Consider the following 23,479-nt stretch of genomic DNA (forward strand, 5'->3'; position numbering starts at 1 on the left):
ACGACCGGGAGCATGCCCCCTGCCCTGCTCCGACACCCAAGCTCCCGGCCTGACGAAACGCTGCGCGGAACACCGAAGCGCATTACCGGACTCGCACCCATGTCCATCCGTCCCCCAGGGTTCCCGCTGCTCTCCGTCCTCGTCCTGCTCGGCGCGGGCCCGGCCCGAAGCGAGGGTGCTCCCCCTCCGGTCACGGCCTTCAAGTTCGCCTGGCCCGTGCCGTCCCGCGTGGGCATCACGGAGCGGATCGACAGCGGCCGCGAACACGCCTCGCTGAAGTACGACGGCGTGCTCACCGCGCGGAAACCCGGGCCAGGTTCCGAGCTTCAATTCGAAAACCTCCAACAGCTCGAACCCGCCTCGCCCAGGTCCCCACCGGGAGTCGCCAGCACGGAGGACCCGAAGGCACGGCTCACCACCTTCACCAAGCCGGGTCTCGTGCTCTCCGGGACCGGCGCCCTCACCGACCTCGCGGGACTGGAACCCGCGTTCGAGCGCGCCGTCACCGTGCTCGAAACGGATCCACGGGCTCGCGAAACCCAACGGGCCCGCTGGGACAATCCCCTCTTCCAGACCGTGCTCCGAGACCGCGCGGAGCTGACGTGGACCGCCTGGGTGGGAACGTGGAACGGCGTGCGGCTCGCGCCCGGACAGGAACAGACGAAGACCACGGCCCTCCGTCATCCCAACGGTCCGCTGGAGCAGCGCTCCACGCTTCGTCACCGGGGCGCGGTCGCGGAAACTCCCGGTGCGGTCCGATTGGAATGGGAAACGTCGCTGGGCGGAGCGCCCTACCGCCAGGTCGTCGCTCGGACCCGGGAGCTGCGGTGCAGCGCGGCGCTGGCTCGCAATGCGTCCGACCCGTGCGCCGCGGAGGTGCTCGAATCCGCGAGCAGCGTGACCACCGTGGAGCTGATCACCGAACCGACCACCCTGCGCCCCTTCTCCGTGCGCATCGTGGACACCGAAGCCTTCACCGTGAAGGGACAGGCTCCGGTCATCCAGCGCGCGGAGCGGACCTACGCCTTCGACTGGACCCGGAAGGCGAAGCAGCGTCCGCCAACCCGCTGAACCCGGACGCGCTCCGTCTCATCCTGGTGGTGCGGGACATAGGATGAATTGACGCTCTTTTCGCGAAGGCCACCCGCCGTCAGGTTGCGGCCATGACAACGAACCAGAAGCCCCTGAAGTCTGGCTACGGCGCGCGGACGACGGCGCGCGAGGTGATGGGCGACCGCCGACTCGATGGCGCCATCGCCGTGGTGACCGGTGGATACGCAGGCATCGGGTTGGAGACCACGCGCGTGCTCTCCGCCGCAGGTGCGACGGTCATCGTTCCGGCACGCACACCCGACAAGGCCCGTGCGGCGCTCGCGGGCATGGAGCGCGTGGAGCTGGAGCAGTTGGACCTGGCGGATCCGGCGTCCATCGATGCCTTCGCCGAACGATTCGTGAAGTCCGGCCGTCCCCTCCACCTGCTCATCAACAACGCCGGCATCATGGCGACGCCGCTCGTATGGGATGCTCGCGGGTTCGAGTCCCAGCTCGCGACCAACCACCTGGGCCACTTCCAGCTCACGACGCGCCTGTGGCCCGCGCTGCGCAAGGCGAACGACGCGCGCGTGGTGTCCCTGTCGTCGCGTGGCCACCGCTTGGCCGGAATGGACTTCGAGGATCCGAACTTCGAGCGGCGCCCCTACGACAAGTGGGTCGCGTACGGGCAGTCGAAGACGGCGAACATCCTGTTCGCGCTCGCGTTGGACGCACGCGGCGAGGCCCACCGGGTGCGCGCGTTCTCCGTGCACCCCGGCGGCATCATCACGGACCTGATGCGGTCCATGTCGGAGGAGGAGAAGCGCGGCGCCATCGAGAACTCGAACAAGATCGCGCCCCTCAAGACCGTGGAACAGGGCGCGGCGACGAGCATCTGGTGCGCGACGAGTCCCCAGCTCGACGGCATGGGTGGGGTCTACTGCGATGACGTCGACATCGCGGAAGTCGTGGGCCCCGAAGCCCCCATCCCCCGAGGCGTGATGCCGTGGGCGGTGGATCCGGCCCTCGCCGAACGGCTGTGGACAGCGAGCGAGGCGTGGACCGGCGCGCGGATCAGCGGTTAGCGCGCGGGAACACCTGGCGCGCGCGTTCCATGCTCTCCCCGGGACGGGGCGAGTAGAACGAGATGCGGAGCTCGTGACCGTCGGGTTCCAGGTGCGAGAGCGTGACGTGTTCGAACTCGATGGGACCGATGCCAGGGTGGATGATCACCTTCAGCCCCTCGGAGAGTTCGACCACGTCGTGTTCGTCCCAGATGCGCGCGAACTCCGGACTGACGGCGGCCAGCGCGGTCACGAGCGAATCGAACTCCGAGCGGTCGGCGGCGCGCGCGGCATCGCGCCGGAAGCCCGCGACGGCCCGGCGCACATCCGCGTCCCAGCCCGGCATGCGGGCGCGACGGTCCGGGTTCATGAACAGCGCCCAGAGCCCGTTGCGCTCCTCGACGGACATGCTCGCGAGGTCTCCGTAGAGGATCGCCGCCGCTTCGTTCCAGGAGAGCACGTCCCACCGCCGCGTGGAGACCACCGCCGGAAAGGGATAGCCCTCGAGGATCCGCCGGAGGGTGTCGCTGATGGCTGCGGGCGAAATCACCGGACGCGCCGCCGGTCGGCCATGCGCGAGTTCGAAGAGGTGGGCTCGCTCCGTCGGTGTCAGGCGAAGCGCCCGCGAAAGCCGTTCGAGCAGCGGCTCCGACACGTGGATGTCCCGCCCCTGCTCCAGCCACGTGTACCAACTCACGCCGACGTCCGCGAGACGGGCGACCTCCTCCCGGCGCAGGCCCGGCGTGCGCCGCCGTCCCCCGTCCGGAAGGCCCACGTCCTCCGGATGAACGCGAGCACGACGGCTGCGGAGGAATTGCGCGAGCTCCGCGCGCCCTGGGATGCGTGGCGTATCCGTCACGGGGCGACACGTTAGGCGATCACCGGATGTGGCGCCGCGCGCGTTTCGTCCGCGCGGGCGTGCGGATCCAGGTCCCGTCACGCATGCGCATCCCGTGAGGGGAGAAAGGACACGGCAGTCGAGCATCGAATACAACCATCGGATCCACTGGCTCCGCGTCCTACCGCGAGCGCAGGGCCCCAGGGCGCCCATCGCGGCGAACACGCACCGCGAACGGAAGGACGCGGAAACGAAAACGGCCCCGAAGCTCACGCTCCGGGGCCGCTGGGGACATCCGCCCTCCCCTACCCCTTCGCGAACACCGCCACCTGGCGCTCCGCGCCGGAGAACGGCAGCCGGTACGAACGGGCGGACACCACGCGCAGGTTCCGCTCCGCCGCGCGCGCCTGGAGCTCCGCGTCCGTCTGCGCCTTGCCGAGCATCGCCACCACGCGCCCACCCTCCTCCACGTACGCGGGTGCCAGCGCGAGCCAGTCCGGCAGGTCCATGAACGCTCGCGCGATGAGCACCTGCGCGCGCGGAATCCCTTCCGTCTCCGGCTTGCCCTCCGCCCGCGCATGCAGCCCGCGAACACCCGTCATGCCCAGGCTCGCCGCCGCGGCCTTGATGAACGCGACCTTCTTGCCCACCGCGTCCACCAACGTCACGCCCAGCGTCGGCAACACCAGCTTCAGCGGCAGGCCCGGGAAGCCCGCGCCCGCGCCCAGGTCCAGCAGCGTCGTCGCGCCCGTCACCTCCGGTAGCACCGCGAGCGAGTCCAGGAAGTGCTTCTCCAGCACCTCCTCCGGCGCGGTGATGGCCGTCAGGTTCACCTTCGCGTTCCACTTCAGGAGCTCCGCCATCAGCCGCTGCAGCCGGGGGCCCACGTCCTCGCCCACCGTCACGCCCAACGCACTGCATCCCGAGGCAAGCTGATCTGCGAACCGCGCGTTATCCACAACACCTCCACCACGAAGGGACCTTCAAGCCCCTGGAATTGCTCAAGGGATGTTCATCCCCAGAATTGTCCACACGTTATCCACAGCCCGGTTCCTGATCACCCCGCGCCCCTTTTCCCCGCTTGAGCGCGACCAGCAGCAGCGTCACCGCGGCCGGCGTCAGGCCCGGAATCCGGCGCGCCTGCCCCACCGTCCCGGGCCGGTGCGCCGACAACTTCTCCACCGCCTCCGAGCCCAGGCCCCGCACGTCCGCGAACCGGAACGCCTCCGGAATCCGCCACCGGTCGGACGCCTCCGACTCGCGCGCCGCCGCCCGTTCCGCCTGGGCGATGTAGCCCTCGTACTTCACCTCGACCTCCACCTCCTCGGTGACGTCGGGAGTCAGGGCGGGAAAGTCCTCGCGGCCTTCCGCGAGCTGCCCGTACGACACCTCCGGGCGCTTGAGCCGCAACGCCAGGCCCACGCGCTTGAGCCGCGCCACCTCCTGCGTCACCGCGTGGGCCCGAGCCTCGGCCCGCTCCAGTGCCTCCTTCGGCAGGAGGCCCACCCGGTGCCCGTGCCGAGCGAGGCGCAGGTCCGCGTTGCCTTCACGCAGCTTGAGCCGGTGCTCCGAGCGGCTGGTGAACATGCGGAACGGTTCGTCCACGCCCTTGGTCACGAGGTCGTCCACGAGCACCGCGCCGTGCGCTTCCTCCCGCCCGATGATCAGCGCCGGTTCGCCCTTCACCTTGAGCGCCGCCTGGAGTCCCGCCCACAGGCCCTGGAACGCGGCCTCTTCGTAGCCAGAGGTGCCATTGAGCTGCCCGGCGAAGTACAGGCCCGCGACGGCCTTCGTCTCCAGCGAGGGGTGCAGCTGCGTGGGCGGCGCGAAGTCGTACTCCACCGCGTAGCCGTAACGGATCACCTCCACGTGGGACAGACCCGGGATGGTGCGCAGGAAGTCCAGCTGCACGTCCGCGGGCATGCTCGTGGACAGGCCCGCCGGGTACACCAGCGGCGACGTGGGGCCTTCCGGTTCCAGGAACACCTGGTGCCGCTCGCGAGCGGCGAAGCGCACCACCTTGTCCTCCAGCGACGGGCAGTACCGGGGCCCCCGCCCCACGATGTCCCCCTGGAACAGCGGCGAGCGGTGCAGGTTGTCGCGCAGCAACTGGTGCGTCGCCTGCGTCGTCGCGGTGAGGCCGCACATCACGGCGGGCTGGCGCGGGAACGGCTGGCCCCGCGTGATCTCCACCTGCGTGCGCCAGGAGAACGGCCGCACGCCGGTGTCCCCGGGCTGGGGCGTGACAGCGTCCCAGTCGATGCTGTCGCGGGCCAGGCGCGCGGGCGTGCCCGTCTTGAAGCGGCCCAGGGTGAAGCCCAGGGCGTGCAGGGATTCGGAGAGGCCGCGAGCGGCGTCGTCGCCCAGCCGGCCGCCGACCTCCTTCTGCTCGCCCACGTGCATGAGGGCGCGCAGGAAGGTGCCGGTGGTGAGCAGCACCGCGCGGGCGAGCACCTGGGTGCCATCCCCCAACACGACGCCCCTCACCTGCCCCGCCTCCACGACAACGGAGGCCACTTCGCCTTCGCGCACGGTGAGGTTCGGCTCCGAGAAGAGCACCGCCTGCATCCCGGCCGCGTAGGCGTCGCGGTCACAGAGGATGCGGGTGGCCTGCACGGCCGGGCCCTTGGAGGGGTTGAGCGTCTTGAAGTGCGTGCCGGCGAGGTCCGCCACGCGGCCCATCTGTCCGCCGAGCGCATCCATCTCGCGCACCAGGTGGCCCTTCGCGGTGCCACCCACGGCGGGGTTGCAGCTCATCACGGCGGCGCGGTCGCGCTTGAGCGTCACCCCGAGCGTGGACAGGCCCAGCCGGGCGCACGCGAGCGCCGCCTCGCAGCCAGCGTGGCCCAGGCCCACCACCACGATGTCGTATCGGAGTTCCATCGCGTCACGAGGGCCGCAAGGCACCAGGAAGCAGCGGCACGCCGTGGGGTATCACGCCCGAGCGCGTCCGTGGCAAGCCGGGGTGCTTGGAAGGCCGGTCCCCTGCCCTGCCCGAGCCAAATCACCGTTCACGGAAGCTGCGCGAGGCGGACGGTGGGAGGGGTAACTACGCCGCCCGCCTCGCGCGCACCGGTCACTGGTTCCATCCACGAGCGCGCCCGGCACACCGGTGGCGTCTGGCCCGTGGACAGCCAATGGCATCCATGGAACTTGCCCGCACGAGTCCCCCGGTCTCGTGCCTTCTCATGGCGTCGCACACACGGGAGACGGGCCTGCCCGTGCGGTGAGGGCGCATGGGGTGTGGACTCGAACCTGCGAGGCCGGCCTTCTTCCCGTGTGCGCGACGGGGAAGGGTATAGCGAGGGGGTCTGACATCCGGGTTCCGGGCCTCGGTTTCCAGAGGCTCCCGGCCCGGAAATCACCTCCCGGTCAGCGCGTGGGCAGGGGCTTCGCCGCGGGACAGTGCACGTTCTCCGGGCAGCGACCCTCCGCCTTCGGGATGCACGCGCCGCAGCACTCCATCTCGTCCGGCTTGCACCCCGGCACGCACGGGCCGCACTGCACCACGCCGCCGCAGCCGTCCTCCGCCGCGCCGCACCGCAGGCCCAGCGAGGAGCACGTCGCGCGCTGGCAGACGCAGCGGTCGTCCACGCAGGACTCATTGGGTTTGCACCCGGGCTTGCAGGTGCTGGTGGGGGTGCCGGAGTCCTTCTTCGGCCCCGCGGGCACCGACGGCGCCACGCAGCGGCCCTCGGAACAGGTGCCGGCCTCGCAGTCGCCACAGTCGATGAAGCCGCCACAGCCATCCGGCGTCCGGCCACAGGAGACCATCGCCTGGGAGCAGGTGGCCGGCGCGCAGCCGTCCATCGCCACGTTGTCGCGCGACGCCCCCGCCGAGCCCCGCACCGCCTCACTCCGGCCCGACGTGCACGCCCCGAACAGCCCCACCACCACGAACAGCCCCGCCCATCGGCCCAGGCTCCGCACCGCTTCCATGTCGTCCACTCCCTCGCTTCCGACGCGTCCGCGCCCGGAAGGCTTGCACGGGCGAGCCGCCAAGAAGGTCTTGCGCGGGCCCGGGCTGCATCATGCGCACACCCGGGCCACTTGTCCGGAGACGCAGAGGCCCGGACGCGCTGGGGGCCCGCCCCCGGAAGGAAGGGGCGCGGCGTCTCGGTGCGCCGAGGCCTGGCGCCCGAAAGCGCCAGGACGTCAGGTGCCGCGACGGCGGGGCAGGGGAGGGGTCAGCGCTGCAACAGCGAGCGGGCAAACGCGACAGCCTGCGCCTCGGTGGGCGCGTCCTCCTGCTTGCGCGCGGGCACCTCCAGCCCGCGCTTCGCGGCGGGACGGGCCTCGATGGCGGCCAGCCACCGCTGCACGCCCGGCAGGCCCTCCACGGACACGCCGGCCCAGTCGTGGATGCGCACCCAGGCCCAGTTCGCGATGTCCGCGATGCTGTAGTCCCCGGCCAGGTACTCGTGGTCCTTCAACTGGCGCTCCAGCACCGTGTACAGGCGGCGCGTCTCGTTCTGGTACCGGTCGATGGCCGGCTGGAGCTTCTCCGGGAAGTAGCGGAAGAAGACATTGGCCTGTCCCTGCATGGGCCCCACGCCGCCCATCTGGAACATCAGCCACTGCATCACGCGCGAGCGGCCCTTCGCGTCCGTGGGCATCAACCGCCCCGTCTTCTCCGCCAGGTACACGAGGATTGCGCCGGATTCGAAGACGGCGAAGTCCCCCTCCGCGCGGTCCACGATGGCGGGGATGCGGCCATTGGGATTGATGGCCAGGAACGCGGGCCCCTTCTGCACGCCCGTGGAGATGTCCAGCGCCTGCACCGTGTACGGCAGGCCCAGTTCCTCCAGCGCCACCGACACCTTGTGTCCGTTCGGCGTGTTCCACGTGTACAGGTCGATCATCCGCGTCACCCTCGGCGTGTATGAAAAAGGTGCCCACGTCTAACCGGGGCAGGGGAGGGGCGCTCGCCAGAAACTCACGTCCGTTTCGGGGGCCGGAAGCGAACCACCCGCACGTCGAACGCGGGCGCGTCCCCCAGGGCCTCCCGCATCAACTCCAACGCCCGGGCTTCGTCGAAGCTCCCGGAGCCCGCGCCGATGATGGGAAACGCCAGCGAACGAAAACCCTGCTCCCCGGCCCGGGTCAGCGCGTTGTGCACGGAGTCCTGGATGGACCGGGCGGAGGCCCGCCACAGCATGTTGATGCCGGCGACATGGATGATGCCCTTGAAAGGCAGACGTCCAGGTCCCGTCACCACCGCCGAGCCCAAAGGCATGGGCCCCACGCGCGCCAGTTCGCGAAAGGGCTCCGTGCCACCCCGGCGCTTGATGGCCCCCGACACCCCCTGGGGCAACAACAACCACCAGGGGATGATGTTGCGATTCCACGCATTGACGATGGCGTCCACCGGCTGGTCCAACAGGTCGCCGTCCACGATGTCCACGGGCATGGACGGCAACCTTACACAGCCACGACGCTCAGGGTGACGCCGGAACGTTGACGGGCGTCGCGGCCTGCTTCGCCGCGCTGGCGAAATCCCCCGCGCGCACCTGGGTGGCCTTGCTCCAGTCCACGTGGTTCGCCAGCGCCTTGCGCACATCCTCCGGCGTCAGCTTGAGCAGCTTCGCCTCCAGCGCCGCGTCGAACGCGAGCGTGCGCCCGAAGTACAGGTAGCTGGCCAACTGGCTCGCCAGACTTCCATCCTGCGCGCGGGACGTCTGGCGATACTCCAACAGGCCCGAGCGCGCCTTGTTCAACTCCTCCTGGGTGATGCCTTTGTCGACCGCGCGAGTGACCTCCTCGCGCATGGCGACCTCCAGCTTCTGGGCATTCTGGGGCGCGTAGATGGCATACGTGAGGAACGACCCCACCGCGTCCAGGTCGCCTGAATCCACGCTGCTGCCCACGCCATAGGACAGCCCGTCCTTCTGACGCACGCGCGTGGCCAGCCGCGAGTTGAGGAAGCCGCCGCCCAGCACGAAGTTGCCCATCATCACGCCCGGCCAGTCCGCGTCATCCGCGCGCAGCTTCAACGTCTGTCCCGCGAGGAAATAGGCATTGGCCTTGTCCGGCGTCTCCAGCGCGACCGCCTTGGGGCCCACGGGCTGATATGTCTTTGGCACCCGCGCATACGGCCCCGGGCTCTTCCACGCGTTGAACAGCGTGCCCGCGAGCGCGACGACATCCTTCGCGTCGAAGTCACCCACCACCGCGAGTTCCCCGTTCGAGGCCCCGTAGAACTGACGGTAGAAGTCACGCGCCTGCTCCAGCGAGACATCCTTCACGTCGGACAGGCGCTCCTCCAGGGTGGCCACGTAGTACGGGTGGCCCTTGGGGTAGTGCGCGGACAGCATGCGCCAGAACGCGATGCTGCCTTGCGTCTGCGGCTCGCTGCGCTGGGATTCCAACGCGGCCAGGCGCTCCTGCTTGAGGACCGCGAACTCCTGCGCGTCGAAGGAGGGCTCACGCAGCACTTCCGCCATCAGCTTGAGGACTTCCGGGAGGCTCGCGCGGGGGCACTCGATGGAGACGCTCGCGCCCATCGCGCCGCCGTCCACGCCCACCCGGGCCTTGAGCTTGTCCAGGGCGTCGGCCAACTGCTGTCGGGTGTGCTTCGTCGTGCCGCGCATCAGCATGCGGCTGGCGTACGCGGCGGCGGGCTGCTTGCCGCGCACGGTCTCCTCGGTGCCCCAGCGCAGGTTGAGCGACAGGTTGACCATCTCGCCACGCGTCTTCTTGGGCAGCACCGCGTACTTGATTCCGCCGGGCAGCTCACCGCGCTGCACGCGAGCTTCGATGTTGGAAGGAGAGGGGTCGAAGGCTTCACCCTGCGCGACCAGCGCGCGGCCCTGGTAGCCCTCCACCGACTTCGCCACGTCGATGGCGGGGGGCAGTTCGGAGCGGTCCGGCTTCGCCGTGGGGACGAAGGTGCCCAGCGTGCGGTTGGAGCCCTTGAGGTACGCGGTGGCCACGCGGGTGACGTCCGCGGGGGTGACGGCGTCGATGCGGTCGCGGTGCAGGAAGAGCAGGCGCCAGTCGCCCACGGCGGCCCACTCCGACAGGAGGATGGCGGCGCGTTCGGAGTTGTTGAGCAGCAGCTCCGTCTGCTTCGCGAGGCTCGTCTTCGCGCGGTTCACCTCCTCGTCGGTGAAGGGCTTCTTCGCCGCCGCCTCCACGGTCTGGAGCAGCGCCTCGCGCACGGGGGCGAGCGGCTGGTCCTGCCGGGCCTCGGTGCTGAAGCCCACCACGCCCGGGTCGCGCAGTTGGAAGTTGAAGGCGCTGACGCGCGCGGCCTTCTTGGTCTCCACGAGCGCCTTGTAGAGGCGGCCGGAGGGCGCGTCTCCCAGCACCTCGGTGAGCACGTCGATGGCGGCGAAGTCGGGGTGGGCGCCTTCGGGCACGTGGTAGAGGCTGGTGATCAATTGATTGTCGCCCACGCGGCGCAGCGTCACCTCGCGCTCACCGTCCTGGGTGGGCTCCTGGGTGTACGTCAGGGGCACGGGCGTGGCGGGGCGCTGAAGCTTGCCGAAGGTGGACTGCACCAGGGCCAGGGCCTTCGCGGGCTGGAAGCTGCCGGCGACGACGAGCACCGCGTTGTCGGGGCGGTAGTAGCGCCGGTAGAAGGCCTGGAGCCGGTCGATGGGGACGTGCTCCAGGTCCGCCTTGGCGCCGATGGTGGCCTTGCCGTAGTTGTGCCAGAGGTAGGCGGCGCTCATGGTGCGCTTGAAGAGGATGCCGCGCGGATCGTTCTCGCCGGATTCGAACTCGTTGCGCACCACGGTCATCTCGCTGTCGAGGTCCTTCTGCGCGATGAAGCTGTGGACCATGCGGTCCGCCTCGAAGGTGAGGGCCCACTTCAGGTTGTCGTCCGACGCGGGCAGGGTCTCGTAGTAGTTGGTGCGATCCAACCAGGTGGTGCCGTTGGGACGCGCGCCGCGTTCGGTGAGGGCCTGGGGCACGTTGGGGGTGGTGGGCGTGCCCTTGAACATCAGGTGTTCGAGCAGGTGGGCCATGCCCGTCTCGCCGTAGCCCTCGTGTTTGCTGCCCACGAGGTAGGTGACGTTGACCGTCAAGGTGGGCTTGGTCGGGTCCGGGAAGAGCAGGACGCGAAGGCCATTGGGCAGGCGGTATTCGGTGATGCCCTCGACGCTCGCCACGGGGGTGGTGGCGGACGGCTTCGCCTGCGAGCGAGCAGTCGCGGTGACGGCGGGCTTCGCGGCGGGGGCGGCCCACACGGGTGGGCCGGCCACGAGCAGGACGGCCAGCAGGGCGAGCGGGGTACGACGCGGCATGCGGTCCTCGGGGTACGGGGGAGTGGGCACGGGACTTCTAACCGCCCCAGGGGGTCCTACCATCCCGAGCATCGCCAAGCCCGGTGGCCGGGCGTCCACGGAAGGACCCTGCGGGCCGTGGCGGGTCGGGTCCCACGCTTCCAACCCAGGAGGTTGTACGGTATCCTGGCGCGGATCCGCTCCCAGGGGTGGAGGCCTCCCATGTCAGGAGGGGTTGATAGGAGACCCGCTCTCCACAGGAGGAACGGCATGGCGAAGGCGATGGGCGGGGATGTGGTGATGCAGATGCTGCGTGAGTTCCGCGAAATGCAGGAGGAAGCCAAGGTCCAGTATGCGCGGACGGACGCGGTGATTGACGCAGTCATCCGGCAGACCGAGATGCTTCTGGCGCACTCAAGACTGCACTTCGAGCGGACGCGAGTGCTCTTCGCGCGGTCACGGGAACTCTCGGCTCAAACGCGGGTGCTCTTCGAACAGACACGGGTGCTCTTCGAACAGACACGGGTGCTCTTCGAACAGACACGGGTGCTCTCCGAACAGACACGGACACTCTTCGAGCGCACCGATGAGATGTCCGGGCATGTCGGAGTGCTCTTCGAAAGCACTGACACGTTTCGAGAAAGTCTGGAGGGCCTCTCCACCCATCTCCTGGCCCTGGCGCGAGAACTGGGAGGCGTCAAGAGCACGCATGGAAGGATGCTCGAGCGGGTGAGCAGGTCCATCCACCGGCTCGCGGAAGAACAGGACTCCGACCGGCAGCGCATCGAGATACTGGAACTGCATCTGGACGGAGCCGGGAAATCCTGAGCCTCCAAGACACAGGGCGGCCCAATGCACCCGACCGCCCCCGCCCATGGCCCACGCGCCAGACCCCAGCACCGTGAGGTTCATGTCGGAATTGCCCAGCCGTCGCTTCTGCATCCGTGCCTCCCGGGGAGCGAAAGAAGAAGGGCGCGGGGCCCCGCCTGCCCTGCCTGGGTGACCGTCGCGGCTCCCCAGGGGAGGGGGTGCACCGTGGGCACCGCGGTTCAGGGCCAGGTCGCCGGCCCGCCCGCCGTCCGCCGTCCATCACCCCGTGCAAGGCAAGCATCGTCCCGCGCGTGCGTTGATGGTAGGCCGCCCTGAGTCGGGGGGCCGTCCCTCGGGCACGTGGACACCAGGAGTTCCTTCCGGATGAAACGCTTCTTCATCGGCGCGCTGGCCTTCATTGGAGCGCTGTCCGTCCTCTTCGTGGTGGGTGTGGTGGGGTTGTTGATGCTCGCGTCGTCGAGCAAGCCGGACGTGCCCTCCAACATGGTGCTGGAGCTGGACCTCCAGCAGCCGCTGCCGGAGTACACGCTGGACACGTCGTTCGCGGGCGCCTTCGGGGACACGCCCACGTCGCTGCGGGACGTGGTGGAGGCGCTGGAGAAGGCCGGGACGGACTCCCGGGTGAAGGCGCTGGTGGTGCGGGTGGGGCAGCCGGGCAGCTCCTCGCAGGTGCAGGAGCTGCGGGACGCGGTGAAGGCCTTCCGCGCGACGGGCAAGCGGGCGGTGGCGTACGCGGACGGCTTCGGGGAGGCGGGCAACGGCACCGGGGCCTACTACCTGGCGAGCGCCTTCGACGCCGTCTACATCCAGCCCTCCGGCGACGTGGGGCTCACGGGCCTCTCCGTGGAGACGCCCTTCGCGCGTGACGCCTTCGCGAAGTTCGGCGTGAAGGCGGAGTACGGCAAGCGCTCCGAGTACAAGAGCGCCGTCAACACCTTCACCGACGAGTCCTACGGCGCCCACCAGCGCGAGGCCACGGAGGCCTACGGCAAGAGCCTCCTGGGCCAGGTGGTGAAGGGCGTGGCCGAGGGCCGCAAGCTGTCCGAGGACGAGGTGCGCTCGCTCATCGACCAGGGACCCTTCATGGGCCAGAAGGCCCTGGACGCGAAGCTGGTGGACGGGCTGCGCTACCGCGACGAAATCTACGACGAGCTGAAGAAGCACGCCGGTGACGGCGCCCGGTTCCTCTACGTGGACAAGTACCTGGAGCGCGCGGGCCGTCCGCACCAGACGGGGTCCACCATCGCCCTCATCTACGGCGTGGGCGAGGTGCAGCGCGGCAAGAGCGAATCCAACCCGCTCTCCGGCGGGCAGGTGATGGGCGCGGACACGGTGGCGGCGGCCTTCCGCAAGGCGGTGGCGGACCCGAACGTGAAGGCCATCCTCTTCCGCGTGGACAGCCCGGGCGGCAGCTACTCCGCGAGCGACACCATCCGCCGCGAGGTGCAGCGGGCGCGCGAGGCGGGCAAGCCCGTCATCGTCACCATGGGCACGTACGCGGCCAGCGGCGGCTACTTCGCGGCCATGGGCGCGGACAAGATCGTCGCGCAGCCGGGCACGCTGACGGGGAGCATCGGCGTGTACAACGGCAAGTTCGTCACCGCGGAGTTCTGGGCGAAGTTCGGCGTGAACTTCGACACGATCGACTTCGGGAAGAACGCCTCCTACGGCAGCACGGACCTGGAGTTCACCCCCGAGCAGCGCGCGCGGTTCGAGTCCGAACTGGACGCCATCTACCAGGACTTCACCACCCGCGCGGCCCAGCTGCGCAACATGCCGCTGGAGCAATTGCAGGCGGTGGCGAGGGGCCGCGTGTGGACGGGCGAGGACGCGAAGGAGCGCGGGCTGGTGGATGCGCTCGGCGGCTACGCGACGGCGCTGGCGCTGGCGAAGGAGGCCGCGAAGCTGGACAAGGACGCCCCGGTGCGCCTCCAGGTGTTCCCGCGTCCCAAGGCCACGGGCGAGGTGCTGTCGGAGCTGCTGGGCAAGAGCGACGCGGACAACAGCGACGACGAAGCGGCCGGGACGCAGGCGGGCGTGTCACCCCAGTTGCTGGAGCAGGTGCGGGCCGTGTACCGGGTGGGCGCGAAGCTGGGGCTGACGTCGCAGGGCCGCGAGGGCCGCATGCTGTACGCCCCCGCGCCGGAAGTGCGCTGGTAGCCGTCAGACGTAGACAGGCTGGGAGGTGCGGCCTTCGTCGGGCCGCACCGGCCGCCCGAAGATGCTGTGGTAGCGCAGGGAATGCGCCGCGCAGCGGTTGCGGCGCGGATCAAAGACGAGACAGCTGGCCACCGGCCCGGCGTACACGTGCAGCGTCACGCCCGGGGCGCTGGTGGAACACACGCGGTGGATGGGCGCGCCGGCGTCACGGAAGTCCACGTGCCCCGCGCCCACCGGGCCCACCCGCTCCGGTGCCCCCAGCCGCGCCATGCCCGGGCCGGTTCCGCCCGCCAGCAGCGGGTAGTTCTCCAGGAGGAACTTGCCGCGCTGGATGCTGAACCAGCACTCCTGCCCGTCATGGTCGTGGATGGGCGAGGACACGCCCGGGGACCAGCAGTTGACGATGATCTCCAGGCCCTCGTCCCGGTGGACCAGGTTGCGCGTGTAACGGCCGGGTAGGAAATGAAGGTAGGGCTTGAGACTGGAGGGCTCCAACCGGAGCCCCGCCATGGAGGCGTCCACACCCGCCAATCCGCCGGGGGACGACCGCCGCGCGCGGAGCATCCGCACGAATTCTCTCAGGCACGCATCAGCCATGCTTACAGGCTAGGAACGTCTCCGACATCCGGCCACCCTCGGGTTGACCGGTGAACGTCCGCTCTGTCGTCCCCCCCTCAAGGATTGGGACTTCGTCCGTTCAACGACGGCGAACGCACGGGAATCACCCGGGCGGATCCACCTCCGGCGTTTCACGGGGACCTGCTCCGCCAGCGCCTGGTTGCCCGGCTGCCGTTCGGTTTCGCTGTAATTTTACACCTCCCTAGGGTACAGGGGGAGGCTAGTGGTGGCAGGTCGACCCGGCCGGAGTACCGAGGGGGGCCGAGGGGAGCGAGCAATGAAGAAGCGTTTGGGGGACATCCTGCTCGCGCGGGGTGTGGTGGATGCGATGCAGTTGCAGTCGGCGCTGGCGTACCAGCGCAAATGGGGCGTGGCGCTCGGGCAGGTGGTGGTGGACCAGCGCTTCTGCACGGCGGAGGCGGTGTTGTCCGCATTGGCTGCGCAGTCTGGCGTGGCGGCGGTGGACCTGGACGCCCAGCCGTTGGACCTGGCGCTCGCGAAGCTGATCCCCGTGAAGGTAGCGGAGGCGCACCGGGTGGTGCCGTTGCGGCTGGAGGGCCACGGCCCCCGCGACATGGCGCTGGTGGTGGCCATCGCCGCGCCGGCGAGTCTGGCGGCGCTGGACGTGGTGAAGAGCGTGTCCGGCAAGGCGAGGGTGGTGCCGCTGCTGGCCACGGACGCGGCGCTGGGCCGGGCCATCGGGCGGATGTACCGGGGCGAGTCGGCGACGCCGCAGCGCCGTCCGGGGATGGAGGGCTTCTCGCTGCCCGAGTGGGACGAGACGCTGCCCCTGGTGGTGGGCTCGTCCCTGGCGGAGCTGACGCAGATGGAGGCCCCGGAAGGTGAGGCCCTGGGCCTGCCGATGCTCGCGCCCCTGGAGCCTGCTCGGACGCCGGTGCCGGTGCTGGCGACGCGGGTGACGGTGCTCGAGCAGGTGCTGGTGTACGGCTGGGGTGCGGAAGCCGCTGCCGGGCTGGTGCGGGTGCTGGGCGACGCGGGCTTCACGGTGAAGGTGGCGAGCACCGGGGACGTGTGCGCGGCGGGGGAGACGCAGGTGGTGGTGGCGCCACTGCCCGCGATGGAGGTGCTGGCGCAGCGGCTACGGGCGCAGGTGCTGGTGGCCGGCAAGGCCCCGGAGCGCGACCTGCCCCGCGCGCAGGCGGTGCATGCCCGAGGCTTCGTGGCGGCGCCTGTGGATCCGGAGCTGCTCCTGCGGGCGGTTCGGCGCCTGTCGCGCGTCTCCGACGAGGCGCGCCTCAAGCACGCGAGCTGAAGGACCTCGCTGGCGCGGAAGCGGATCCGCCAAGCACACGGATCCGCGCCGCACGGTCCAGGACAGCCCCTGGACCCTGGTCCTGGCTGGAAGCGGATCCGAGCCGCACGGTCCAGGACAACCCCTGGCCCTGGCTGAAGGCGGATCCACGTCGCACTTCGCCGGAGGGGTCGGAGCCACGGGCACGGACTGGAGACGGATCCGCTCCAACTCGCGCGGAGGATCCGACGCGAGGCGGGCCCGGAGGTCTCGCGGATCAGGGCAGCGCGATGAGGCGGGGCATCTCCTCCGACACCTCGGGAAGCCACAGCGCCCCCAGCTCCAGGGACACGGAAGGGAAGGGCTCGGCGCGCACCAGGGCGTCGTCCTCGTGGCTCGCGGTGAGGAGCCATCCGCGCTTGATGCGCTGGTAGATCTCCAGGGTGCGAGCGAGCGGATCCACGAGCCACACATGGGAGACCCCGGCGCGGGCGTACAGGGGCAGTTTGCGCGCCCGGTCCAGCGCGGTGGTGGCGGGGGTGAGCACCTCGCAGATCCAGTCCGGAACCAGGGTGAAGAAGGCGGCACCGGGCTCCGGCGGCGCGGCCACGCGCTCACGGCGCCACGCAGCCAGGTCGGGCACGAGGATGTCCTCACCCAGGTGCAGCTCCGGGGCGCGCAGGAAGCACCACCGGCCGTTGCCCCCGCGACGCTGGTCCAACCGCTCTCCCAACTCCACCCCCATCATGAAGGCCGCGCGCGCGGGCGCCACGGAAGGCCGAGGCGAGGCCACCAGCTCGCCATCGAGGATTTCACCCACCCAGCCCGACGGCAGCGCCGAGAGCAGGGAGTGGGAGGTGGGCTGAAGGTGCTGAAGTGCCGTCATGAATCCTCGGGGAGCGCCGGGTAACGCGAGGCATTCTAGGGAGGGGTCTGACATGCCGGACGGCGCCCGGCGGACGGCTATTTCCCGATGCAGAAGCGCTGGAAAAGGGTGTCCAGAAGTGCTTCGGAAACGCTCGTTCCGGACACTTCCCCCAAGGCCTCCAGCGCGAGCCCGACCTCACCGGAGAGGACCTCCAGGGTGGACACGCGCGAGGCCTCCTCCGCGCGGCCCAGCGCCTCGGCGGTGCGACGCAGGGCATCCGCATGGCGCTCGGAGACCAGGGCCACCGCGGAGGGAGTGCCACCGCCCCACAACCGCGCGAGCACGGAGGTCCGCAGCCCCTCCACGCCCTCGCCCGTGAGGCCGCTGACGCGAGGCCTGGGGGAGGGGAGGGACGCTTCGGATGCAGCGCCCAGGCCCAACGAGGGAGCGTCGGGCACAGCCCCTCCGGACGATGGCGAAGCGGAGGCCGTCACAGCGATGAACGCCGTGCCGCCTTCGCGCGCATTGCTCGCGAGCCCGGGCGCCACATCGCACTTCCCGGTGACGACAAGCACGGGCGTGGCACCAGCCTCGTGCATCCAGGACGTGGTCTCTTCCCCGGAAGCCTCCGGCGCCAACACGAGCACCGCCAGATCCACGGCCGCGAGCAGGTCCCGCGTTCGCGCGATGCCCAGGGCCTCCACGCGCCCGGGGGCCTCGCGCAAACCGGCGGTGTCATAGAGCGTCACACCCAACCCATCCCATTCGGCGCGGGCCTCCAGGGCATCCCGGGTGGTGCCGGGCTCCGCATCCACGAGCGCGCGGTCCTCGCCCACCAGCCGGTTGAACAGCGTGGACTTGCCCGCGTTCACCGGGCCGTACAGGGCCACCCGAGCCCCCTGACGCACAAGCCTCCCCCGCCCCACCTCCGCGCGCAGGGCCTCCGCTTCGGTTCGCAGCACCGCGACCCGAGGCCCCGCATCCTCGTCCGCGCCCTCCGCCTCGTCGGGGAAGTTGAGGACCCCTTCCAGGTCGGCGTGGAGCGCGCGCAGCGGTTCCTCCAGCGCGCGGATCCGCTCCGCCAGCACCCCGGAGAGCCCGGCCGCCGCGGCGCGCACGGCCGCTTCGGAATCAGCGGCCACCAGGTCCGCGACCGCCTCCGCGCGGGTCAGGTCGATGCGGCCATTGAGGAACGCGCGCCGGGTGAACTCGCCGGGAAGGGCAGGGCGGACACGGGCATCCTCCAGCGTCCGCGCGAGCAACAACCGCAGCAGGCGCGGACTGCCATGGGCCTGGAGCTCCACCACGTCCTCCCCGGTGAAGGATTGGGGCGCGCGGAAGTAGAGGAACAAGCCCTCATCCAGCACACCGCCCGCCGCGTCCACGAACGTGGCCAGGTACGCATGGCGCGGCGTGGGCACCTCGGGAACTCCAGGCGCGAGCGCACGGCCCACCTCCAGCGCAGCCGGCCCGGACACCCGGAGGATGCCCACCGCCCCCGTGGCGGGCGCGGTGGCGAGGGCGACGATGGTGGCGGAAGGAAGCGTCGTCATGGCGGGGCAGGGGAGGGCACCAGAAGCAGGCGCTCCTTCACACGGCAATCAAATGCAGTTGGCGTTCAATGCCTTGGTGTCATTCGACGACAGGATGCATGCCCGAAGCGCCCTGGACTCCGCCTGGATTCCGGGAAGCAGCGTCGAGTGGACCAGCTTCACGCGAGTGTCCCGCGTCACGTAGACGCCCCCGTCATTGCCCTCGAAGGTCGAATGACTGACACCCACCGTCCGCACCACCGCCGGCGAGGGCGCATCTCGGCGGTCCGGCGGCTCCTCCCGGCGGGTACGGAACTACCGGGGCCCCTGCGGCGGGGTGGAACCCCGGGCGGCGCGCTCCACGTCGTCACGGTGTGCCTCGATGTACTTCTCCACCTCGGCGTCCTCGACCTGCAGGTCGCGCAGCACGCCCGGATAGACGAAGCGGAAGGCAGGGGACTCCTCGTCCCCGCGCAGGCGGAAGCTCATCTTCAGCACCGCCGCGCCGTACAACTTGTCTTTCAAACCCTTCGACTTACCCATTCGCTCCTCTGCTCCCAGACGCCCGCCGGCGGCATGGACGGGCCCTTCCGGGCGCCCGCTCAGGCGTCGACGTCGTCTTCGTCATCGTCCGGCAGCATGCTCCGCTTGGGCATCGGGGCGGGCTTCGCCGGAGTGAACACCACGCGTCGGTTGCGGCCCTCGCCTTCGGCCGCCACCTTCACGCCTCCTACTCCTTCTACTGCCCTGAGGACGCGCGCGCGGTCCTCCGTCTTCATCGCGGCGAACGCATAGAAGCGCCCCAGGCTGGCGGACTTCTCAGCGAGCTTGCGGACGGCCTCTCGCAGCACGGCATCCTCTTCACACTGCACCGAGCGCTCGTCCGTCTCCGACCCCTTCGCCGGGCCCTGCTGCGCGGCCGCGGCCTTCGGAGCCTGGGCCGCGGGCTGCGCACCCCGAGCCGCCCGGGCGGGCTGCGCGGCCGGTGCGGGGGCGGTCCGGGCCGGCTGTGCCGGAGCGGAAGCCGCCGCCACCTGGGCCACGGTCGCCACGGGAGCGGAGGCCTGGGCCTGCGCCGCCTCGCGACGCGGCCTGGGTTCCGGGTGGCCGCCCGCGCCCAGCATCACCCACCGCCGTTCGACACCGGGGCGGTGGAGCATCTTGTTGAGCAGGAACTGGAGCGAATCCAGCACCTGGCTGCGCTTGCCAGCTTCCACGCCCGGAGGCGGGCCGGACTCGAAGTGCAGCGCGACGGACAGACTGCCGTCGGCGGCGTCCTGCAGGTCCAGCCGGGCCGGGAAGCCCATCAGCCCGAGGATGTCCGTGAGCAGCTGCTCCACCCGGGGGCGGAAGTCCGCCCCGCCCGCGACCTGCGTTCCCTGCGGCCCGCTCACTTGCGCTTGCCTCCCCCAGCGGTGACCACCGCCGGTGTCCCGCCGCCCGTCTGGCCCTTCTTGCGGTCCAGCCACTTGCGCAGGCCGTACTGCTGCCCGATGGAGAGCACGTTGTTCGTGAAGATGTAGAGCGACAGACCGGCCGGGTACTGGAGAAGCGTGAAGGTGAAGATGATGGGCATCACCCAGGTCATCATCTTGGCCTGCGCCGCGTCCATCATCTGCGGCTGCATCTTCTGCGTGATGATCATCGACACGCCCAGCGCCAGCGGCAGCAGGTACGTGGGGTCCTTGTACGTGAGGTCCCGCCAGATGGGCCCGACGAACGGCTCGCCGTAGATTTCGAAACTGTTGCGCAGCGACGTGAAGAGCGCGATCCACACCGGCATCTGGATGAGCAGCGGCAGACAGCCGCCCAGGGGGTTCACCTTCGCCTCCTGGTACAGCTTCATGATCTCCAGGTTCTGGCGCTCCTTGTCCTCCGCGAACTTCTTGCGGATCTCCTCCATCTTCGGCTGCAGCACCTTCACCGCCTCCATGCTGACCATGGAGCGGTAGGTGAGCGGCAGCAGCGCCAGCTTCACCACCACGGTGAGCAGGATGATGGCGACGCCCCAGTTGCCCACGATGCCGTGGAAGAACCGCATGATGGAGAGCAGCAGCTTGCAGACCACCGCCCAGATGCCGAAGTCGACCGTGTCCTCCAGCATCGGGTGGTACGTCGTCGCGGGCAGGTTGGCCACCGCGCGCAGCTCCGCGCCGGGCGCCGGGCGCAGCAGCTCCGGATCCTTGGGGCCCAGGTAGCCGCCGAAGCGGAACGTGGTCGTCTGGCCGGGGGCGACGTTGAGCGGGAAGGCCGCGGCCACTTCGCGCGCGGTGGGCGTGGCGGTGAGCGTGCAGTGGCCGGCGATGGGCCCGTCCAGCGGGTAGAGCGCGGACAGGAAGTACTGCTGGTCGATGCCGAAGAAGGAGACCTGCCCGCGCGTGTCCTCCGGCGGCTTGTCGCCCGGGGACATCTTGTGGAGCTCATCCCCCACCCAGCACGCGGAGCGGCTCAGGTTGCCCACGCCGCCGAAGAAGGACGGCGCGTGTTCGAACTCCGGGTCGATGGCGCGGCTGTAGTGCAGCTTCAGCTCGCCCGACTGCGCCTGGGCGGAAGTGTTGCGCACCTGGAGGGTGTAGGCGAACTCGAAGCCGTCGCGAGGCCACAGCACCGTCTTGGTGATTTCCCACGGGCCCTGGCGGCCGGTGAAGACGACGGTGCCGCCGTTGTCGGTGGGGTTCTCCTGCACCGTGTAGCGGGTGTTCGCCGCGAGCGGCGCGCCGCCCTCGATGGTCACCGCGAGCGGCAGGGGCTGACCGGCCACCGGGTGCGCCACGTTCATCTGCGGCGGCGGGGGGATCTCCTTGCCGAAGAGCTTCTCGAAGCCCTCCCTCACGGTGAGCGACTGCTGCTCGCGCATCTTCACGCCCTGGAGCACGGCGGAGGTGAGGCCGGCGCCCTCGGAGGAGAAGGTGTACTTGACCTCCGGACGGGCGACGTCGGCGGTGCGCACGGGGGGCGGAGGGGCCTCGCCGGGGGTGCCCGCGGCGTCACCGGTGGGCGTTCCGGGAGGCGGCACGGCGGCGACCGCCGGGGTGCCCGCGTCCAGGGTGGCGGCCATCTCCACGCCGCCATCCGTGCCCACCGCGTCCGTCGGCGTCTTGGGGGCGAAGAAGAAGGTGTAGGCGGCGGTGGCAGCGAAGGAGAGGGCGAGCGCCAGGAGCAGTCGCTTCTGCGAATCGTTGGACTGGGGCGACAGCGGGTCGTTCGTCATGGAGTTCCCTCAGCCGGCGGCGGAGGGCCGGGGGGCGGGCGGAAGCAAACCGTCAGGGGACGGGATCGAATCCGCCGGGGTGGAATGGCTGGCAGCGCAGCAGGCGCCAGACGGTGAAGGCACTGCCCTTGAGGCCTCCGTGCTTCTCCAGCGCCTGCATGGCGTAGGTGGAGCACGAGGGATGGAACCGACACGCCTTCGGCAGCAGCGGCCCCAGGAACCGCCGGTAGAAGCGGATGGGCAGGGCGATGACGAAGGCGAGTGGACTCATGGGGCTGGCTCTTTAGGAGGCACGGGCGGTGCCGGAAAGAGCCGTTGCAGCTTACGGGTGACGCCGTCGAACGCACGGGAAACTTGCGCGAAGGAAGCCTCCTTCGCCGAGGAGCGAACGACCAGGACTACGTCGAGACCGGGAGGCCATTGCGCGCGGCGCTTGCGGAACAGCTCGCGCAGCACCCTGCGAAGACGCGCGCGCACCACCGCGTTGCCCACCTTGCTGGAAACGGTGAGCCCCACGCGGGAGTGCGCCCGGTTGTTGCGTTGGACGAGCGCCAGGAGGCAGTCGGACGGTAGCTTCTGACCGCCCTCCTGAACCTCCAGGAACTCACGTCGCTGAAGCAGGCGAAAGGCCTTGGGGAAGCGCTCGCCGGTTGCCTGAGGCACCCGCGGCGCCGCTCCCTCGGCCATCACACGTGCGTCCAGTTACTTCTTGAACGACGAAACCACCAACCGCTTACGGCCCTTCGCGCGGCGGCGCTTGAGGACATCCCGGCCGGACTTGGTGCCGTTCCGCTTCCGGAACCCGTGGGCGCGATTGCGCCGGATCTTCGACGGCTGGTACGTGCGCTTGGACACGACTACTCCCTGAGAGCTGAAGGCGGCGCCCGAAACTCCCGGCGCGACCCGTACATTGGAAAGGGGGCGTCCGTAACCCTATTTCCTGGACAAGTCAATCACAGGATCACCCTGCCCCATCCCTGTTGCACGGGGACGGGTGGACGCGGGCGATCATGTGGGAAAAGGGGGGAGGGGGCAAGGAATGCGATCCACCGGCCCGCCTACACCGGTGGGGCGAGGTTCCAGTAGAGCGCGTGGAGCCGCTCCTCGTCGTAGAAGTCGAACAGGAAGCCGCTGTGCGACCGGGCGCCCGCGACCCAGAGGACCTGGCCGCCCAGGTAGGACACCTCGGAGTAGCCGACTCCGTGCGAGGTCAGCGCCTCTTCGAGCCGACTCCGGGAGATTCGGGGCTCCAGGAACCACCCCGTGAAGCGCAGGCTTGTGAAGCGCCCCTCGCCCCGATCGATTTCGAAGGACTGGAGCCGGCCATCCCGCATGAGCAGTTGCACGGAGCCAAGGAACCAGCAGACGTCCCCGGGTTCCACCGCGGACATCACGGCCTCCGGGACTCCCAGCAGGGCCACCACGGCTTCGGTAGACATCCCGGCGCGCAGGGGTTCGACCGTTCCGAGCTTCAGCGCCTGCACGAAGTCGATGTCCACCTGGCGGCCCAGACGGACGTCCTGGAACTCCGCCGCGTCGACCTGCCACTGCTGGCGGATCCGGTCCAGGGCCTCCGCTTCCGAAGCGAAGTCCTCCGGGAAGTCCTGCGGAAGGGGCAGCCTCTCGGGAGCGGACGTCAGGTAGTTCCGATGCAGCGAGACCTCGTAGGACGTGCGTTCCCCAGGTGGGTCGAACCGGTGGACCAGGAACGTCCGCCCCCCGTCCACCGTGGCGAACAGGGTCCTTCGCGCATCCTCATCCATGCTCATGTCCTGCCTTTCACTGAGTCATTATGGAGAAGACTCTTTCATGAGGGGGTCCCGGGAGGCGGTGATGCGTTCG

The 23,479-nt window shown here is 70.0% G+C and carries 22 protein-coding genes; 5 read left to right on the forward strand and 17 right to left on the reverse strand.

Annotated features, from left to right (window positions below; genetic code table 11):
• Positions 1-99: 99 nt before the first annotated feature.
• Together OV208_RS07120 and OV208_RS07125 are read left to right on the forward strand one after the other, a co-directional pair.
• Positions 100-1,071: a hypothetical protein gene (locus OV208_RS07120; RefSeq protein WP_267573065.1), complete on the forward strand. Its 972-nt coding sequence runs from the start codon at positions 100-102 to the stop codon at positions 1,069-1,071.
• Positions 1,072-1,163: 92 nt separating this feature from the next.
• The gene (locus OV208_RS07125; protein WP_267573066.1) at positions 1,164-2,117 is read left to right on the forward strand and encodes an oxidoreductase; all 954 of its coding nucleotides are present in this window, start codon (positions 1,164-1,166) and stop codon (positions 2,115-2,117) included.
• Here the strand turns inward: OV208_RS07125 and OV208_RS07130 are convergent.
• From OV208_RS07130 to OV208_RS07160, 7 genes are all read right to left on the reverse strand, one after another.
• Entirely contained in the window at positions 2,107-2,955 is an 849-nt protein-coding gene (locus tag OV208_RS07130; protein ID WP_267573067.1) for a helix-turn-helix transcriptional regulator, read from the reverse strand. The genes OV208_RS07125 and OV208_RS07130 overlap by 11 nt on opposite strands.
• A gap of 284 nt (positions 2,956-3,239) precedes the next feature.
• Positions 3,240-3,893, reverse strand: a complete 654-nt coding sequence (rsmG, locus tag OV208_RS07135; RefSeq protein WP_120533117.1) for a 16S rRNA (guanine(527)-N(7))-methyltransferase RsmG — start codon at positions 3,891-3,893, stop codon at positions 3,240-3,242.
• Positions 3,894-3,969: 76 nt separating this feature from the next.
• On the reverse strand, positions 3,970-5,817 hold the full coding sequence (gene mnmG / locus OV208_RS07140) for a tRNA uridine-5-carboxymethylaminomethyl(34) synthesis enzyme MnmG (RefSeq protein ID WP_267573068.1): 1,848 nt from the start codon (positions 5,815-5,817) through the stop codon (positions 3,970-3,972).
• A gap of 489 nt (positions 5,818-6,306) precedes the next feature.
• Entirely contained in the window at positions 6,307-6,873 is a 567-nt protein-coding gene (locus OV208_RS07145) for a hypothetical protein (RefSeq protein WP_267573069.1), read from the reverse strand.
• Between the two features lie 248 nt (positions 6,874-7,121).
• Positions 7,122-7,796: a glutathione S-transferase family protein gene (locus OV208_RS07150; RefSeq protein WP_267573070.1), complete on the reverse strand. Its 675-nt coding sequence runs from the start codon at positions 7,794-7,796 to the stop codon at positions 7,122-7,124.
• 74 nt (positions 7,797-7,870) lie between these two features.
• Positions 7,871-8,344 carry a macro domain-containing protein gene (locus OV208_RS07155; protein WP_267573071.1) on the reverse strand — a complete coding sequence of 158 codons (474 nt, stop codon included), beginning with the start codon at positions 8,342-8,344 and terminating at the stop codon, positions 7,871-7,873.
• A gap of 28 nt (positions 8,345-8,372) precedes the next feature.
• The gene (locus OV208_RS07160; protein ID WP_267573177.1) at positions 8,373-11,186 is read right to left on the reverse strand and encodes a M16 family metallopeptidase; all 2,814 of its coding nucleotides are present in this window, start codon (positions 11,184-11,186) and stop codon (positions 8,373-8,375) included.
• Between the two features lie 249 nt (positions 11,187-11,435).
• Between OV208_RS07160 and OV208_RS07165 the strand changes: the two genes are divergently transcribed.
• Both OV208_RS07165 and sppA read left to right on the forward strand, forming a co-directional pair.
• Positions 11,436-11,993 carry a hypothetical protein gene (locus tag OV208_RS07165; RefSeq protein ID WP_267573072.1) on the forward strand — a complete coding sequence of 186 codons (558 nt, stop codon included), beginning with the start codon at positions 11,436-11,438 and terminating at the stop codon, positions 11,991-11,993.
• Positions 11,994-12,359: 366 nt separating this feature from the next.
• A complete protein-coding gene (gene sppA, locus OV208_RS07170; RefSeq protein WP_267573073.1) occupies positions 12,360-14,156 on the forward strand; it encodes a signal peptide peptidase SppA in 1,797 nt (598 codons plus the stop codon).
• A 3-nt stretch (positions 14,157-14,159) separates the two neighbouring features.
• Here sppA and OV208_RS07175 read toward each other — a convergent pair whose 3' ends face one another.
• On the reverse strand, positions 14,160-14,678 hold the full coding sequence (locus tag OV208_RS07175) for a cysteine dioxygenase (RefSeq protein WP_267573074.1): 519 nt from the start codon (positions 14,676-14,678) through the stop codon (positions 14,160-14,162).
• Between the two features lie 373 nt (positions 14,679-15,051).
• On the opposite strand from OV208_RS07175, the gene OV208_RS07180 reads away from it, so the two are divergent.
• On the forward strand, positions 15,052-16,047 hold the full coding sequence (locus OV208_RS07180) for a general secretion pathway protein GspE (protein ID WP_267573075.1): 996 nt from the start codon (positions 15,052-15,054) through the stop codon (positions 16,045-16,047).
• A gap of 256 nt (positions 16,048-16,303) precedes the next feature.
• Here OV208_RS07180 and OV208_RS07185 read toward each other — a convergent pair whose 3' ends face one another.
• From OV208_RS07185 to OV208_RS07225, 9 genes are all read right to left on the reverse strand, one after another.
• Positions 16,304-16,912, reverse strand: coding sequence for a Uma2 family endonuclease (locus tag OV208_RS07185; RefSeq protein WP_267573076.1), 609 nt, complete (start codon positions 16,910-16,912; stop codon positions 16,304-16,306).
• Positions 16,913-16,989: 77 nt separating this feature from the next.
• Complete coding sequence (locus OV208_RS07190; RefSeq protein ID WP_267573077.1) at positions 16,990-18,447, reverse strand: tRNA modification GTPase; 1,458 nt, start codon at positions 18,445-18,447, stop codon at positions 16,990-16,992.
• 294 nt (positions 18,448-18,741) lie between these two features.
• A complete protein-coding gene (locus OV208_RS07195; RefSeq protein WP_120545607.1) occupies positions 18,742-18,969 on the reverse strand; it encodes a hypothetical protein in 228 nt (75 codons plus the stop codon).
• A gap of 59 nt (positions 18,970-19,028) precedes the next feature.
• A complete protein-coding gene (locus OV208_RS07200; RefSeq protein WP_267573078.1) occupies positions 19,029-19,820 on the reverse strand; it encodes a hypothetical protein in 792 nt (263 codons plus the stop codon).
• Complete coding sequence (yidC, locus tag OV208_RS07205) at positions 19,817-21,637, reverse strand: membrane protein insertase YidC (RefSeq protein WP_267573079.1); 1,821 nt, start codon at positions 21,635-21,637, stop codon at positions 19,817-19,819. The genes OV208_RS07200 and yidC overlap by 4 nt, the downstream gene beginning before the upstream one ends.
• 52 nt (positions 21,638-21,689) lie before the next feature.
• The gene (gene yidD, locus OV208_RS07210) at positions 21,690-21,908 is read right to left on the reverse strand and encodes a membrane protein insertion efficiency factor YidD (protein WP_120537285.1); all 219 of its coding nucleotides are present in this window, start codon (positions 21,906-21,908) and stop codon (positions 21,690-21,692) included.
• Entirely contained in the window at positions 21,905-22,327 is a 423-nt protein-coding gene (gene rnpA, locus OV208_RS07215) for a ribonuclease P protein component (protein ID WP_372241095.1), read from the reverse strand. Before rnpA ends, yidD begins: the two co-directional genes overlap by 4 nt.
• Positions 22,328-22,339: 12 nt before the next feature.
• On the reverse strand, positions 22,340-22,492 hold the full coding sequence (rpmH, locus tag OV208_RS07220; protein WP_120537283.1) for a 50S ribosomal protein L34: 153 nt from the start codon (positions 22,490-22,492) through the stop codon (positions 22,340-22,342).
• Positions 22,493-22,695: 203 nt separating this feature from the next.
• The gene (locus OV208_RS07225; RefSeq protein ID WP_267573080.1) at positions 22,696-23,406 is read right to left on the reverse strand and encodes a hypothetical protein; all 711 of its coding nucleotides are present in this window, start codon (positions 23,404-23,406) and stop codon (positions 22,696-22,698) included.
• Positions 23,407-23,479 lie beyond the last annotated feature (73 nt).

The organism is Corallococcus sp. bb12-1, assembly GCF_026626765.1.
Lineage (GTDB): Bacteria > Myxococcota > Myxococcia > Myxococcales > Myxococcaceae > Corallococcus > Corallococcus terminator.